Raw genomic sequence first — 14572 nt, forward strand, 5'->3', positions numbered from 1 at the left:
CATCCGGCCATCACCGTGCGACCTGTCGTTCGCGCATAATGTCGGCCGACCGGCGAACCGCCTCGGAGACCTGCAGGAGCTGTTTGGCCATGGGGGTCGAATTGCGCCAGACCATGCCGATCGTTCGCGACGGCTGCGGAGACTGGAAGCGGGAGATCGAAACGTGCGCCGAGCGCGTTTCCACAGGAACCGCCATCTCCGGGATCAATGTGATGCCGATGCCGGCGCTGACCATCTGGACCAGGGTGGAGAGCGAGCTGCCTTCCATGACTTCCCGGGGGCGGGCCGACCCGATCTTGCAGAACGACAAGGCCTGGTCGCGGAAGCAATGGCCTTCTTCCAGCAGCAGCAACCGCATTTCGCGCAGCGCCTCGCGTTCGGGCACCGGCTTGCCCTCGTCTTCTGGCCGCCGCACCAACACGAATTCTTCCTTGAAGAGCTCGAGCTCGGTCAGCGACGGTTCCGACACGGGCAAGGCGACGATTGCCGTGTCCAACTGGCCTTGGGTAAGCTCCTGAACAAGCTTTGCCGTCTGCGTCTCGCGCACCTCGATCTGAATTCCGGCGAAAGTTTTGTTCAGATCGTTTATGATGACCGGCAGCAGATAAGGCGCGATGGTCGGTATGATACCGATGCGCAGCCGCGTCAGGAAGGAGTCGCTGGAGGCGCGCGCCAGCTCCCCCAGCTCGTCCACGCCGCGCAGGATCGCGCGGACCTTGAGAGCGAAGGTCTGGCCGAAGGCCGTCAGCTTTACTTCACGCGCGCTGCGCTCGAAAAGCGCGCTGCCCAACTCCTGCTCAAGTTCTTTGATCTGCATTGAGAGTGCCGGCTGGGAGATGGCGCAGGCGTCGGCAGCGCGCCGGAAGCGGCCATCCCTCGCCAGGGCTTCAAAATAACGCAGCTGTTTCAAGGTCAGGTTCTTCATAAGCTCAGCTTATCGCAGCAATCAGTAAATCCAACTTAAAATTATCATATGCTTCCGATATGAAGACAGCAAGGGAGAGCGGGGCGCCCACTCGGCTCAACGTTTGAATGGCAGACAGATCAAGCAATGAAGGAGACAATCATGGACAACCCCGCTGACAGCACAGGCAAATGTCCTGTTGCGCATCACAAGGCTCCAGCCGCCCGGTCGAACCGTGACTGGTGGCCGAACCAGCTGAACGTGCAGATTCTTCACCACAACTCCGGCCGCGCCGACCCGCTCGGCCAAGCCTTCGATTATGCCGAGGAGTTCAAGAAGCTCGATCTCGAGGCGCTGAAGCAGGATCTTCATGCGCTGATGACGGATTCGCAGGATTGGTGGCCGGCCGACTTCGGACATTACGGCGGCCTGTTCATCCGCATGGCCTGGCACAGCGCCGGCACCTACCGCATCACCGACGGCCGCGGCGGCGCCGGCCAGGGCCAGCAGCGTTTTGCGCCGCTCAACAGCTGGCCTGACAATGCCAACCTCGACAAGGCCCGCCGCCTGCTGTGGCCGATCAAGCAGAAATACGGCAACCGCATCTCCTGGGCCGACCTTCTGATCCTCACCGGCAACGTCGCCTTGGAATCCATGGGCTTCGAGACCTTCGGCTTTGCCGGCGGCCGTGCCGACGTGTGGGAGCCCGAGGAACTGTTCTGGGGTCCTGAGGGAACCTGGCTGGGCGACGAGCGCTACAGCGGTGAACGCCAGCTGGCAGAGCCACTCGGCGCCGTGCAGATGGGTCTCATCTACGTCAATCCGGAAGGCCCTGGCGGCAATCCCGATCCGATCGCTTCGGCGCGCGACATCCGCGAAACCTTTGCCCGCATGGCGATGAACGACGAAGAGACCGTGGCGCTGATCGCCGGCGGCCACACCTTTGGCAAGACGCATGGCGCAGGCGATCCGTCCCTTATCGGCGCCGAGCCGGAAGGCGGCGCGATCGAGGATCAGGGCCTCGGCTGGAAGAGCTCGTTCGGCAGCGGCGTCGGCAAGGATGCCATCACCGCCGGTCTGGAAGTGACTTGGTCGCAGACGCCGACCAAGTGGAGCAACTACTTCTTCGAAAACCTCTTCGCTTTCGAGTGGGAACTGACGAAGAGCCCGGCCGGCGCGCATCAGTGGCAGGCCAAGAACGCCGCCGCCTCCATTCCTGATGCCTATGATGCCTCGAAGAAACATCTGCCGACCATGCTGACCAGCGACCTGGCACTGCGTTTCGATCCGGTCTACGAGAAGATCTCGCGCCGCTTCCTCGAAAATCCAGATCAGTTCGCCGACGCCTTCGCCCGCGCCTGGTTCAAGCTGACCCACCGCGACATGGGACCGAAGGTCCGTTACCTCGGCCCTGAAGTGCCGGCCGAAGACCTGATCTGGCAGGATGTGATCCCGGCCGTCGATCATCCGCTGGTCGACGACAAGGACATCGCCGAGCTGAAGGCAAAGGTGCTGACAACCGGTCTTAGCGTGCAGGAACTGGTCTCGACCGCCTGGGCGTCGGCCTCGACCTTCCGCGGTTCCGACAAGCGCGGCGGCGCCAATGGCGCGCGCATCCGCCTTGCCCCGCAGAAGGACTGGGACGTCAACCAGCCGGCACAGCTCACCAAGGTGCTCGGCGTTCTTGAAGGCATCCAGAAGGACTTCAACGCTGCCCAGACCGGCGGCAAGAAGATCTCGCTCGCCGACCTGATCGTTCTCGCCGGTGCTGCCGGTGTGGAGAAAGCGGCAGCCGCCGGGGGTCATCCCGTCAGCGTGCCGTTTACGCCGGGCCGCACGGATGCATCGCAGGAACAGACCGATGCTGCCTCCTTCGCTGCCCTTGAACCGCGCATCGACGGCTTCCGCAACTATGTGAACGGCAAGCGCCTGCAGTTCATGAAGCCGGAGGAAGCCTTGGTGGATCGCGCCCAGCTTCTGACGCTGACTGGACCCGAAATGACGGTCCTCGTCGGCGGCCTGCGAGTCCTGAAAGCCGGCACGCCCGATCATGGCGTCTTCACCTCCGGCCCGGAAACGCTGACGAACGACTTCTTCGTCAACCTGCTCGACATGGCCACGCAGTGGTCGCCCGCAGCTGGCAAAGAAGGCGTTTACGAAGGCCGCGACCGCAGTACGAACGCAGTCAAGTGGACCGGCACCCGCGTCGACCTGATCTTCGGCTCGCATTCGCAGCTTCGCGCCTTTGCCGAAGTCTACGGCCAATCCGACGCCAAGGAGAAGTTCGTGAGAGACTTCGTCGCGGCCTGGACCAAGGTCATGAACGCCGACCGTTTCGACCTCGTCTGATCGGTAAGCATTCCCCCGGGCGCAGCTTCGGCTGCACCCGGGCATTTCTTTCTTTATGGAATGCCGCGCATCGGGAACTACCGCCCGACCATCCAATCCTCGACGCGCAAGCCATCCACGCGCCGGAACTCCCCGACATTGTTGGTAATGACAAACAGATCCCGGGCCTTCGCCTGGGCGGCGATCAGAACATCGTAGGGACCGATTGGCCTTCCCTTTGCCGCCAATGCCGCGCGGATCTCGCCGGCGGCCAGCGCATCCTCGCGTTCGAAACCAATGGCTGGGAAATCCGCCATGAACAGGCGCAGGGTCTCAAGATTGTAGGAAATTTTCGCGCTCCCATAGGCGCCGTAATAAAGCTCGTGCATCACGATCGTCGACAGTCCGATCGATCCCTCGTCGCTCTCAATCACGCGGCTCAAGAGTATGTTGGACTTCCGGCCGATCAAAGCGATCACTGCATTGGTGTCGACGAGATGGGTGATCACTTGAACAGGTCCTGTAGCCCAGGCCTCTCCTGATCCTCCGGCTGCCCGCGTCCTTCCGCCATGAAATCGTCACTGAAGCCGCGCTCCAAGGCGCTCTGCAACGACGCCCAGCGCCTGCCGTGATCGGTCCGCGGCCGCAGGATTATGGCATCGCCTTCCCGCGTCACTTCTACCTGGTCAACGTCGAAACGGAATTCCTTCGGCAGACGAACCGCTTGTGAATTGCCGGATTGAAACACTCGTGCATATTGCGGCATAGGAGCCTCCGCGATTTGTATATATTAGAACGTATATACGCGGTGCGCCATGTTTTTAAAAGAAGGAGAAGGCGTGCCAGGCACACCCCTCCTGTGTCATGCCGGCTCCGTGCCTCGAGCATCTGCCATCGATCGATGACAGATGCTCGAGGCACAAGCCGCGCACAACGAATATGCAGTCAGCAGTAGGAGACCCCGTGTGGGGTGAACACGGGATCTCCCTGCCGGACCAATAAGTCGATGAAACCTTACTTCTCCGGCATCATCGACGAGTGGTGCGAGGTGATCAGCCAGGTGCCATCCTTGAACTCATAGGTGTAGGTATAGCGGGCCGGCACCTTCGAACCGTCCTTCAGCGCGAATGTATAGGTGCCGGTATCGACTGCCCAGTTGCAGCCGGTCTTGATGTCGCGGCTGTCGATGTGGCCCTTGGGCTCCTTCGCCAGGAAGTGCTCGAAATAATCGATCCGTTCCGCCTGGGTCAGGCGAGGTTTGTCGGACAGGGTGGCGAGAAGCACGGAATCCTCGCTATAGTTCTTTGCGACTTCCTGCGGGCTCAGCGTCGCCAGCGACGTATTCCAGCGGTCGAAAAGCTTTGCCACTTCCTCCTCGCTGACTGGCGCGCAAGTCGCCGTTTCGGCCGCTGCCGCCGACTGGACCTGAACGAAACCGAGGACGAGGGCGGCAGCGATGATCGTACGCATGTTTGACTTTCCTTTATGGCGGCTCCAGCGGACATCGCATCGGTCAACCGCATGACCAATATCTAAGCGGCCGGCGCTGCGGCCCCATCTGCCGGGTGGCTCCGATCCGATTTGCCGAACGGCATAGATGACATTCCCACCGGAATGACTATCGTGCCCGCGTCATTCATTTCAGGAGCAGTCCCGTTGGGTCTGGAGCATAACACAGATACGGCGCATTCGCCTGATGTCGCGGAGATGAGAGCCCTTTACAGCGCGGGCGGCACGTCTGCGTTTCATCATCGAAGTGCGGAACCTTCTCGACACACACGCCTTCGAAACGGCCGCCCCAGAGGTCTTGTCCCGGCTTGCCGATTTCGCCGGACGGCCGCTTGCCAGGCTCGTCTTTCCGCCCTTGCAGGGAGAGGCGCCCGTGCAGCTTACGGTCGTGCAATCGAGGAGCTCGGAAAGCGACGGCATCCTGTTTGCCTCGCAGGATGGTTCCGCTCTCCATCTGACGCTCATCGGTCCTTCGAGGGCGCGCGCATACGATGCCGACGACCGGCAGACCTTGGAGGTGGTGGCGGGCCAGCTCGCCGACGCCTGCAATCTCGAACGTCAGGCGGCAGAAAAGCAGGCGCTGCTCGGCGATCTCGAACGGCAGCGCAGCGAGCTTGCCGCCCTGGTCGCGCAGCTGATCCAGGCACAGGAGCAGGAGCGGCAACGGGTGGCGCTCGATCTGCATGACGGCTCGGCGCAGCCGATCCTGGTTCTCACCGCCGACGCGACCTTGCCGACGCGCAGGCGGGCGCTGTCCCTCGGCGCCAAGGATTTCCTGACGAAACCCTTCGATGCGATCGAGGCGGTCCTGCGAATCTTCAACCTTCTTGAAACTCGCATTCTGACGTTGGAGCTCGCCAGACACGGGCTGGCGACGCCGAAGTCGGAACGGCCGTGGGTCGATCCACCCTTATCTTGAAGGGGCGTTGGCCGTCGGCGGCGGTTTGCGCGCTCGCGCGTCAGGCGAGCAGCACCTTACCGCCCGTCCGGAAGGGAAGGGCGGATTGCAGCGCCTGGCGGATATTTTCCAAGGGAAAAACCTCCCGCACCTCGGTCGCGATGATCTTCGAGGCGATCTGCGCCGCCACGTCGCAATAGGCGTGCTGGACGTCGCCCATGGCTTCGGAATGAACCCATTCGCGGAGATGGAAAAACGAAAAAGTCATATCGGGATGGGAGGCCCAGAAGGAATTCGGGATGCTTTGGCCTGAGAGCAGGCCGTAATGCACGAAGTGCCCGCCCGGCCGTAGCGCGTCGGCGAGCAGGCCGGCGCGGGCGCCGCCGACGCAGTCGAGTACCGCGTCGAGCCCATGCCGGCCGGCAAGCCCCGCGGCCAGGTCGCCGTTCGCCCTGTCGATGATCACGGCCTCGAGACGACCGTGGAGGCGCTGGAGGGATTGTTCGCTGCGGACGATCGCCACCGGTTCCACGCCGCCGGCATTTGCCAAGCCGATCAATATCGATCCGATCGAAGAGGCGGCGGCATTGACGGCGATGCGCATGCCCGGCCTCAGCCCGATCTTCTCCTGCAGCATCAGCCAGGCCGTCATCGGGTTGACGTAGCTCGTCGCGGCTTCGAAGTCGGAGAGCGCCTCCGGCACACGGAGACACCAGCTGGGATCGGTATCCTTGAACTCCTGCCATCCACCGGCGCTGCGCACCGGCAGTACACGCGTTCCCGGGGAAAGGCCATGAACCTCCTCGCCGCACGCTTCGACCACGCCGAAGGCTTCGAAGCCGGGGATGAACGGCAAGGTCGTCCGCCCCGCATAGGCGCCTGAAATGGTGATGATATCGGACGGATTGATCGAACGCGCGAGCAGGCGCACCCGGACCTGATCGCGCCGCAGCGTCGGCAGTGCGGTCCGTTCGATCTCGACGACATCCTGGGCCGGCCCGAATTTTCGCACGACCGCCTGATATTGCATTGCATCCCCCAGACAACAGCGGTTAGAACAGCCCACCAATTTTCGGTGATCGAATGAGTGTTGACGACAGGCCTTTAGCATCCTTCCGGGTGTCGATGCGAGACATCGACATCTATGGTCATGTCCATAACTCGGTTTACCTCGACTATTGCGAGGATGCTGTCGTCGAGTTCCTGCGGCACCGGCAAATTCTCAGCCACTTCCGCCACACCTCCTCGGGTGTGGCCTATCACGTGAAGAAGGCGGAGATCACCTTTCACAACCCCATCGACGTCGATGATGTCGTCGAGGCCAAGGTGGCTGTCGAGAAAATCGGGCGCACGAGCCTCTCCTTTGCGATCGAACTGTTTCGCCGGCGCGATGGCGCTCATTGCGCCTCGGCCGGGCTCGTCTGGGTCTGCGTCGGCCTCTCCGACAGCCGCCCGACGCCAATTCCCGACGCCACCAGGGCCGCTTTAGGCTGACGGCCGATCTTCAAACCAGCGGGTGTCCATGCCGATCCATGCGCAGCTTCTTCGACATGCAACGGAAAGGCCTGACAAGCCGGCCCTGGCGATCGACGGCCGCTCCCTGCGCTACGGCGAACTCTCTTTACGCGCCAAGGCGATTTACGGTTTTCTCCAGGAATTGCCGCACTCGACCCGCCGCACGCTCGATCTGCCCGGCGTGGAGAAACTTGCGGCCCTCAGCCTTGGCAACCACATCGGCTTTGCCGAATATTTCATCGCCGCCACCGCCTGGCCGCATGCCGCCGCGGTCATCGACCCGATGATGCCGCCGGAAAGGATCGAGCGCATCATCGAGCGGCTGGCGCCCGACGTGCTCATCGTCGACGACGAGGCGAGCCCGAGCGCCGAGATCGGCCGCAGGCTCGGCATATCAGTCATCACCGCCGGAGCGGAGCCCTTCGATTTCACCGAGACGGAAGGCGATCTGCCTGATGATGCCGAGGGCATCTTCCTGATCGGCTTTACCTCAGGCACGACAGCCGAGCCGAAAGCCTATTATCGCTCGCGCGGGCAATGGCGCCGGAGCCTTGATCGCGGACGCGTCATTTTCGAACTCGAAGATGCTCCGTCCACCATGTGCCCCGGCGCCCTGGCGCATGGGTTGGCGCTTTACGCCATGGTCGAAGCCTTGGATGCCGGCGGCACCTTTTATTCGGTGAGGAAATGGGATGCCGAGGCCGTCGCGCGCACGCTCTCGGCCGAAGAGATCGAGCGGCTGGTCGCCGTGCCCACCCATATAGCCGGCATATCAAGGGCCTGGGCCGCCAAACCGGCTCTGACATCCCTGCGCGATGTCCTGACCGCCGGCGCAAAATTGGACGTGAACGGGGTCGAATCCATGCGCCGTCTTTTTCCGAAGGCGCGCATAAGGGAATATTACGGCGCATCCGAAATCGGTTTCATGACGGTCTCGACGCTCGTCGGCGGCGCGGTCGATTTTCCGATCGATCGGGTGGGACAAGCCTATCCCGGCGTGGAAATTTCCATTCGCGACCCTGATGAAAACAACGTCGGGACCGATGTGCCGGGAACCATATTCGTCAGGAGCGACCTGATCGCCGACGGCTATCTCTGGGGTGACGACGGTCAGGCATTCCGGGTCACCGAGGCGGGAGCGACGGTCGGGGACCTCGGCGAACTCGATGAAAACGGCATGCTGCGGGTGATCGGCAGGGCAGGCGGCATGATGATATCCGGCGGCAATAATGTTTATCCCGCCGAAGTCGAAAGCGCCCTAAAAGCTTGCCCGGGGGTCGACGATGCCGTCGTCTTCGGGCTGCCGGATGCCTATTACGGCCAGCGGATCGTCGCGGTCGTGTCGGGAGAGGCGACAGATCCAAAAATCCTGGCCGATTATTGCGCGGATAAGCTCGTCAGGTACAAGATCCCCAGGCAATTCTACCATATCGGATCCTGGCCGATGACGAGCAGCGGCAAGATTGCCAGGGGGCACGTGGAAACGGCTGTGATCTCGGGAGACGATCTTGTCCTACGCCTATCAGCCTGACGAGGATTGGCAGCCGGTCGTGGTTGCCGCTTACCGCACGCCGATCGGGCGGGCTTTCGGATCGCTTTCGACAGTTGCGGCGGAAGACCTGCTCGCGCCGATCATCCGTCGGATCCTTTCCGAAACGGCAATTGCGCCCGACGTTATAGACGACGTCCTGGTCGGTAACGCCGCCGGCGGTGGTGGCAACATCGCGCGGCTGGCGGCACTCGCCGCAGGCCTGCCCATGGCGGTTCCGGGTGTGACGATCGACCGGCAATGCGGTTCAGGCCTGGAAGCGATCATCATGGCCGCCCGCCTGATCCAGGCGAAAGCGGGCTGCTGCTTTCTGGCCGGCGGCGTCGAGAGCGTCAGCACCGCGCCATGGCGTGTCGAACGACCAAAAGCCAATGGGGCACTACCGCGCTTTTATGGGCGCGCCCGGTTTTCGCCTGATGCCGTCGGCGATCCTGAGATGGGAATTGCCGCCGAAAACGTCGCCCGTCAATTCGGCATATCGCGGCAGAGACAGGATGAATTCGCGCTCCGCAGTCACCAGCTCGCCGCCGCGGCGGCCGATGCCGGCATCTTTCGGCCCGAGATCGTCGAAATCTCCACCGGCCACGGACTGGTCGAACGCGACGAATGCCCGCGCCCATCCACATCGCTCAAGGCGCTCGCAAACCTCCGGCCGGTCTTTCTCCCCGGCGGTTCGGTGACAGCAGGCAATGCCTGCCCTGTGAATGACGGCGCCTGCCTGGTGCTGGTCATGAGCCGCGGGATGGCGAAAAGTCTCGGCATCGACAAGGGCCTCGCCTTCATCGACAGCGCGGCGGCCGGTGTCGACCCCAACCTGCTTGGCATCGGTCCGGTTGCCTCGACCAAAAAGCTCTTTCAGCGTCAGCCCGGGCTCTCGCTCGCCGCCGTCGATGCCATCGAATTCAACGAGGCTTTCGCGGCCCAGGTTCTGGCATCGCTGGATCAACTCGAAGTTTCCGCGGACGCGGTCAACAGCAATGGCGGCGCCATTGCCTTGGGTCATCCGTTCGGCGCATCCGGTGCAATCCTCGTCACCCGGCTCTACAGCCAGCTGATCCGCGCCCATAAAAGCGGCTCAGCTGCCGGCGCGACCGGCCTGGCAATGATCGGCATCGGCGGCGGCATCGGGCTGACCGCCATGTTCGAGACCGCCACGCTTTCCTGATCATAAGGGTATCGTGTGTCATCGCCACCAAACATGACACCGAGTAACAAACCAGGTTTTTAGCAAACTGAGCCGGGCGAAGCTCTTCGCCCGGTCCGTTCTTCATGCTGCGATCCCGTCAGGCGGCGATGCGCTTGTGATCCGCGGGGTGCTGAAGCCGGAAGCCGATCGCCAGCCTGTTCCAGGCGTTGATCATCGCAATGCCGATCGAAAGGGCCACGAGTTCGTCATCCGAAAAATTGCTATGCGCCTCTTCATAAACATTATCAGGCGCATGGCTTTTCGCGATTTCTGTGAGCGCCTCGGCCCAGGCGAGGGCGGCCCGCTCCCGTTGGGTGAAGAGCTGCGACTCGCGCCACGCATTCAGAAGCAGCAGCCGGTCGTCCGTTTCGCCGAGCTTCAGGGCGTCCTGACGGTGCATATGCAGGCAGTGAGCGCATCCGTTCATCTGGGAAACGCGCACTTTGACAAGTTCGAGCAGCTTCGGGTCGAAGCTCTTGGCGATCCAGGCTTCGACGGCGACCAGACCGTCAACGCCGCTGTTCTTATGGGCTATGAAGTTCAAACGCTTGATCATTCTCGTCTCCATCGAGAGGGTTGATGACGCAAGCCACGGCTTGCCCGACAGTGGATACGCCGTGCCATCAGGCTCGCCTATCTGCTCCGAGGGTAGGTTCGGCCGATCCCGGATGACGTGAAACTCCTCCATTTCGGCCGGATGGATCGAGCGCAGGGCGAGCCCGGCTACTGCCTACGCATAGGGTGACCGCGACTGGGGGAGAATGGTTCGGGGCCGCGATCCGGCGCATTCTGCAGCCCGTCGGTTCCGGCCGGCCGCGCCGGAAAATCCCCGCGGCGACGGTCCCCATTCCGATGAAGTCGCTTGCCTCGCCGAGGAGGCGATTTCGGCAGCCACCTCAGGTCAACAGAGGAAATCCTCGCAAGGACAAGGAGACTACCCATGAAGATCGTCATTATCGGCGGCACCGGGCTGATCGGCTCGAAGACCGTGGAAAGATTGCGCAACAAGGGACACGAGGTGCGGGCGGCGTCGCCGAATTCGGGCGTCGATACGATCACCGGCAAGGGCCTGACGGAGGCGCTCGCAGGTGCCCAGGTGGTGCTCGATCTCGCCAACTCACCCTCCTTCGAGGACAAGGCGGTCCTCGAATTCTTCCAGACTTCGGGCCGCAACCTGCTCAAGGCAGCGGCTGCCGCCGGCGTGAAGCATCACATCGCGCTGTCGATCGTCGGCATGGAGCGGCTGCAGGGCAGCGGCTACATGCGCGCCAAGATGGCCCAGGAAGAGCTGATCAAGGCTTCCGGCATCCCCTACACCATCGTGCACTCGACGCAGTTCCATGAATTCATGGCCGGCATCGCCCAGTCGGGCACGGTCGGTCAGATGGTGCATCTGTCGCCGGCCTATGTGCAGCCGATCGCATCGGACGATGTCGCCGACGTCATGGCCGAAGTGGCGCTTGCCGAGCCTGCGAACGGCACGATCGAGATTGGCGGACCGGAGAAAATCCGCCTCACCGACATCGTGACGCGCCTCCTGAAAGCGACGAACGATCCGCGCCAGGTGATGGCGGATCCCCACGCCCGCTATTTCGGCGTCGAGCTCGAAGACGACTCGCTGGTAACCGGAGCCAAGGCGCGGCTCGGCCGGATCCGCTTCGACGATTGGCTCAGCCGGCAGCCGCCGCAGAAAAAGAGCGCCTAACAGCGAGACCACGTCCCATCAACGCAGGAGACCACACATGCTCAGAAAAATGATCTCGGCGGCCGCGTTCGCCATTGTCCTTGCCGCCGGCACTCAGGCTTATGCTGCAGGCGGCGACGCGAAGGTTCGCGTCGTTTTCGACCAGAAGCTTCCCAATGTTCCCGGCAAGAGCATGCGGGCGGTGCTCGTCGAATATGGGCCGGGCGGCTCGTCGCCCGGCCATACGCACCCGGCCTCGGCCTTCATCTACGCCACCGTTCTCGAAGGGGCGATCACCAGCAAGGTGAATGACGGGCCGGAGAAGGTCTATAAGGCCGGCGAAAGCTTTCCCGAATTTCCGGGTGATCATCACGCCGTCAGCAAGAATGCCAGCAAGACAAAGCCGGCCCGCCTGCTTGCGGTCTTCGTGCTGAATACCGACGAGACGGAACTGACAACCGACGACAAGTGACGTCCCCACGATGCCCGGCGCCGCCGGGCATCGATTTCCCCGCCGTATCAGGCCGCCTGCAGCGCCATCTCCAGGTCGGCGATCAGATCGTCCGGATGCTCGATGCCGATCGACAGGCGGATCGTCGATTCCAGCACGCCGATGCGCTGGCGGACATCGGCGGGCACGCCGGAATGCGTCATGGCGGCCGGATGGCTCGCAAGCGATTCCGTGCCGCCGAGGCTGACCGCAAGTTTGAAGACCTGCAGCGCGTTCAGGAATTTGAAGGCGGCCGGCTGGCCGCCGCGAATGTCGAAGGAGAAGGTGGAGCCGGCGCCGGTGCATTGCGCGGCGAAGGTCCGGCCGGATGGTGAATCCGGATCGTGATAGGGCAGGTAGTGGACCTTCTCGACCTTCGGATGATCGCGCAGAAAATCGGCAACGGCCCGCGCATTGCTGTTTGCCCGTTCCATGCGCAGCTGCAGCGTTTCCAGCGACCGGCCGAGCATCCAGCAGGAATGCGGATCGAGCTGCGTGCCGATCGCGCCGCGCAGCGCCTTGACCTGCTTGATGACAGCCTTGCGGCCGAGAACGGCGCCGGCGATCAGGTCGGAATGGCCGCCGACATATTTGGTCAGCGAATAGAGCGAGATATCGGCGCCGTGTTCGATCGGCCGCTGGAAAACCGGGCCGAGCAGGGTATTGTCGCAGACGATGTTCGGCGTATGCCCCTGCTTTGCGCCGATCGTGTGGGCCACGCGCCGGATCATCGCGACATCGACCAGGCTGTTGGTCGGATTGGCGGGTGTTTCGATCAGGATGACGGAAACGCGGCCCTTCGCCATCGCCTCTTCCGCCGCCTTCTGCACCGATCCCTCGCTGACGCCATCGGCAAAGCCGACGGCGCCGACGCCGAAATTGAGGAACGTCTTTGCCAGCAAGGTTTCCGTGCCGCCATAAAGCGGCTGCGAATGCAGGATCGCATCGCCCGGCCGGACGAAGGCGAACAAGGTCGTGGCGATCGCCGACATGCCTGAGGAAAACAGCGCGCCGCTTTCCGTCCGCTCGTAAACGGCGAGCCTGTCCTCGACGATCTCGCTATTGGGATGATTGAAGCGCGAATAGACGAGACCCGCGCCTTTCCCCGCCGGCGGCTCGCGGCGGCCCGAGACGTAATCGAAGAAATCGCGGCCATCCTCGGCCGACTTGAAGACGAAGGTGGAGGTGAGGAATACCGGCGGCTTGACCGCCCCTTCCGAGAGTTCGGGATCGTAGCCGTAATTCAGCATCTGCGTTTCGGGATGCAGTGCATGATTGCCGATATGGGTTTTGGAAGGATGCGGGGCCGTCATGATCGTCTCCTCTGTCGGGGTTGCGGAAGGATAAAATACATCAAAACCACAGGTGAGGCGCAGTCATTGATGATGCTCCTCAATGATCAGTTGACGGCCTCGCCCAGAGTGTCTGCAACATAGGCGCCACGCGCGCCCATCGGCAGCGGCGTGCCCGTCGTCGTATCCCTCGCGGTCTGATGCTCCAGTTCGGCGTTGAGCTCCGCGCCGATGACGAGAATGACGACGGAAAGCCAGATCCAGATGAGGAGGCCGATCAGCGCACCGAGCGTGCCGTAGGTCGCGTTATAATTGGCAAAATGATCGAGGTAGAAGGAGAACCCGAGAGACATGGCGGCCCAGGCGACCGTCGTCAGAACGGCGCCCCACGTCATCCACCGGAGCTTGGCAGGCTCCCGGCTGGGGCCAAAGCGGTAGACTGAGGTAACCGCCACCGCGACGACCAGCAGCAGCAGCGGCCACCGCAGGAGAAGGGCCATGTGCTCGTTGAACTGATCGAGCCAGAGATAGGAAAGCACAACCGGCATGACGCCGACAAGCGCCACCATCACCACCGTCAGAAGCATCGCGCTCAAGGTGAAGCAGAGTCCGACGAGGTTCAACCGGATAAGACCGCGCTTTTCATTCTCCTCATAGGCGACGTTCATCGCATCGAAGATCGCCAGCGTGCCGCTATGCGTGCTCCATAGCGCGATGCCGAGACCGACGAAAAAGGTGATGCCAAGTGCACTGTCGCGCTTATTGACGAGTTCCTTGATCTGATCGGCAAGTAGATCGAACGCTCCCGGCGGCATGAGGCCGGCCAATTCGCGAAGATGTTCGGATATGGTGATCGGATCGGCAACCAGCCCGTAGAGCGCCACCAGAGCCGCCATGGCGGGAAACAGCGCCAGCAGCAGATAAAAGGTCACACCCGCGGCAATGAGTGTGACCCGGTCGTTCAGGACTTCATGGTAGACGCGCCAGAACACATCGCGAAGTCCGCGGAGCGGAATAGCCTCGGGCGTCGCGGCGCTGCGGCCATGATCGTCAACCGCGCGGCGGGGTTCGGCACTCGGGGGAACGGAACTGCGCTCCGTTGCCTGCATCAACGCAAGTGCGCCGATCGCCGCAGCCACCATCGCCGCTGCGATCGACATCTTCTTGAGGTGAAGCACATCTGGCATGAGGATGCTCTCCGCTCTGGTGCGGGGATA

At 62.5% G+C, this 14572-nt stretch carries 15 protein-coding genes; 7 read left to right on the forward strand and 8 right to left on the reverse strand.

Annotation, left to right across the window (positions count from 1 at the left end; all coding sequences use genetic code 11):
- Window positions 1–10: 10 nt before the first annotated feature.
- The gene (locus HJB82_RS00305; protein WP_207585124.1) at window positions 11–925 is read right to left on the reverse strand and encodes a hydrogen peroxide-inducible genes activator; all 915 of its coding nucleotides are present in this window, start codon (window positions 923–925) and stop codon (window positions 11–13) included.
- Window positions 926–1066: 141 nt separating this feature from the next.
- Between HJB82_RS00305 and katG the strand changes: the two genes are divergently transcribed.
- Entirely contained in the window at window positions 1067–3253 is a 2187-nt protein-coding gene (gene katG, locus HJB82_RS00310) for a catalase/peroxidase HPI (RefSeq protein ID WP_221139384.1), read from the forward strand.
- Between the two features lie 77 nt (window positions 3254–3330).
- Here katG and HJB82_RS00315 read toward each other — a convergent pair whose 3' ends face one another.
- From HJB82_RS00315 to HJB82_RS00325, 3 genes are all read right to left on the reverse strand, one after another.
- Entirely contained in the window at window positions 3331–3741 is a 411-nt protein-coding gene (locus tag HJB82_RS00315) for a type II toxin-antitoxin system VapC family toxin (RefSeq protein WP_221139385.1), read from the reverse strand.
- Complete coding sequence (locus HJB82_RS00320) at window positions 3738–3998, reverse strand: antitoxin (RefSeq protein ID WP_207585121.1); 261 nt, start codon at window positions 3996–3998, stop codon at window positions 3738–3740. The genes HJB82_RS00315 and HJB82_RS00320 overlap by 4 nt, the downstream gene beginning before the upstream one ends.
- A 248-nt stretch (window positions 3999–4246) precedes the next feature.
- On the reverse strand, window positions 4247–4702 hold the full coding sequence (locus tag HJB82_RS00325; protein WP_221116868.1) for an SgcJ/EcaC family oxidoreductase: 456 nt from the start codon (window positions 4700–4702) through the stop codon (window positions 4247–4249).
- A 412-nt stretch (window positions 4703–5114) separates the two neighbouring features.
- On the opposite strand from HJB82_RS00325, the gene HJB82_RS31440 reads away from it, so the two are divergent.
- Window positions 5115–5660, forward strand: a complete 546-nt coding sequence (locus HJB82_RS31440) for a hypothetical protein (protein WP_246762856.1) — start codon at window positions 5115–5117, stop codon at window positions 5658–5660.
- Between the two features lie 40 nt (window positions 5661–5700).
- On the opposite strand, the gene HJB82_RS00340 is transcribed toward HJB82_RS31440, so the two are convergent.
- Window positions 5701–6669 carry a zinc-dependent alcohol dehydrogenase family protein gene (locus HJB82_RS00340; RefSeq protein ID WP_221139386.1) on the reverse strand — a complete coding sequence of 323 codons (969 nt, stop codon included), beginning with the start codon at window positions 6667–6669 and terminating at the stop codon, window positions 5701–5703.
- Window positions 6670–6722: 53 nt separating this feature from the next.
- Between HJB82_RS00340 and HJB82_RS00345 the strand changes: the two genes are divergently transcribed.
- The 3 genes from HJB82_RS00345 to HJB82_RS00355 are packed head-to-tail and all read left to right on the forward strand — an operon-like array spanning window position 6723 to window position 9868.
- Entirely contained in the window at window positions 6723–7133 is a 411-nt protein-coding gene (locus HJB82_RS00345; RefSeq protein ID WP_221139387.1) for a thioesterase family protein, read from the forward strand.
- A gap of 28 nt (window positions 7134–7161) precedes the next feature.
- A complete protein-coding gene (locus tag HJB82_RS00350; protein ID WP_221139388.1) occupies window positions 7162–8685 on the forward strand; it encodes a class I adenylate-forming enzyme family protein in 1524 nt (507 codons plus the stop codon).
- A complete protein-coding gene (locus HJB82_RS00355; protein ID WP_207585116.1) occupies window positions 8663–9868 on the forward strand; it encodes a thiolase family protein in 1206 nt (401 codons plus the stop codon). The genes HJB82_RS00350 and HJB82_RS00355 overlap by 23 nt, the downstream gene beginning before the upstream one ends.
- 118 nt (window positions 9869–9986) lie before the next feature.
- Here the strand turns inward: HJB82_RS00355 and HJB82_RS00360 are convergent, their stop codons facing one another.
- Window positions 9987–10445 carry a carboxymuconolactone decarboxylase family protein gene (locus tag HJB82_RS00360; protein WP_207585115.1) on the reverse strand — a complete coding sequence of 153 codons (459 nt, stop codon included), beginning with the start codon at window positions 10443–10445 and terminating at the stop codon, window positions 9987–9989.
- A 384-nt stretch (window positions 10446–10829) separates the two neighbouring features.
- On the opposite strand from HJB82_RS00360, the gene HJB82_RS00365 reads away from it, so the two are divergent.
- Together HJB82_RS00365 and HJB82_RS00370 are read left to right on the forward strand one after the other, a co-directional pair.
- Window positions 10830–11594, forward strand: coding sequence for an SDR family oxidoreductase (locus HJB82_RS00365; protein WP_221139389.1), 765 nt, complete (start codon window positions 10830–10832; stop codon window positions 11592–11594).
- A 37-nt stretch (window positions 11595–11631) separates the two neighbouring features.
- On the forward strand, window positions 11632–12045 hold the full coding sequence (locus HJB82_RS00370; protein ID WP_221116862.1) for a cupin domain-containing protein: 414 nt from the start codon (window positions 11632–11634) through the stop codon (window positions 12043–12045).
- A gap of 47 nt (window positions 12046–12092) precedes the next feature.
- Here HJB82_RS00370 and HJB82_RS00375 read toward each other — a convergent pair whose 3' ends face one another.
- Both HJB82_RS00375 and HJB82_RS00380 read right to left on the reverse strand, forming a co-directional pair.
- Window positions 12093–13376, reverse strand: coding sequence for a cystathionine gamma-synthase family protein (locus tag HJB82_RS00375; protein WP_221139390.1), 1284 nt, complete (start codon window positions 13374–13376; stop codon window positions 12093–12095).
- 86 nt (window positions 13377–13462) lie between these two features.
- Entirely contained in the window at window positions 13463–14542 is a 1080-nt protein-coding gene (locus HJB82_RS00380; RefSeq protein WP_207585111.1) for a YihY/virulence factor BrkB family protein, read from the reverse strand.
- Window positions 14543–14572: the final 30 nt, after the last annotated feature.

This window comes from Rhizobium sp. NZLR10 (genome assembly GCF_019685125.1).
In the GTDB taxonomy this organism is placed as follows: Bacteria; Pseudomonadota; Alphaproteobacteria; order Rhizobiales; family Rhizobiaceae; genus Rhizobium.

What these genes read in the sequence shown, in the direction of transcription:
- HJB82_RS00305 (WP_207585124.1), bottom strand. Translation starts at nt 925, where the DNA reads ATGAAGAACCTGACCTTGAAACAGCTGCGTTATTTTGAAGCCCTGGCG.
- HJB82_RS00360 (WP_207585115.1), bottom strand. Translation starts at nt 10,445, where the DNA reads ATGATCAAGCGTTTGAACTTCATAGCCCATAAGAACAGCGGCGTTGAC.
- HJB82_RS00345 (WP_221139387.1), top strand. Translation starts at nt 6,723, where the DNA reads ATGAGTGTTGACGACAGGCCTTTAGCATCCTTCCGGGTGTCGATGCGA.
- HJB82_RS00320 (WP_207585121.1), bottom strand. Translation starts at nt 3,998, where the DNA reads ATGCCGCAATATGCACGAGTGTTTCAATCCGGCAATTCACAAGCGGTT.
- HJB82_RS00350 (WP_221139388.1), top strand. Translation starts at nt 7,162, where the DNA reads ATGCCGATCCATGCGCAGCTTCTTCGACATGCAACGGAAAGGCCTGAC.
- katG (WP_221139384.1), top strand. Translation starts at nt 1,067, where the DNA reads ATGGACAACCCCGCTGACAGCACAGGCAAATGTCCTGTTGCGCATCAC.
- HJB82_RS00365 (WP_221139389.1), top strand. Translation starts at nt 10,830, where the DNA reads ATGAAGATCGTCATTATCGGCGGCACCGGGCTGATCGGCTCGAAGACC.
- HJB82_RS00370 (WP_221116862.1), top strand. Translation starts at nt 11,632, where the DNA reads ATGCTCAGAAAAATGATCTCGGCGGCCGCGTTCGCCATTGTCCTTGCC.
- HJB82_RS00325 (WP_221116868.1), bottom strand. Translation starts at nt 4,702, where the DNA reads ATGCGTACGATCATCGCTGCCGCCCTCGTCCTCGGTTTCGTTCAGGTC.
- HJB82_RS00380 (WP_207585111.1), bottom strand. Translation starts at nt 14,542, where the DNA reads ATGCCAGATGTGCTTCACCTCAAGAAGATGTCGATCGCAGCGGCGATG.
- HJB82_RS00340 (WP_221139386.1), bottom strand. Translation starts at nt 6,669, where the DNA reads ATGCAATATCAGGCGGTCGTGCGAAAATTCGGGCCGGCCCAGGATGTC.
- HJB82_RS00375 (WP_221139390.1), bottom strand. Translation starts at nt 13,376, where the DNA reads ATGACGGCCCCGCATCCTTCCAAAACCCATATCGGCAATCATGCACTG.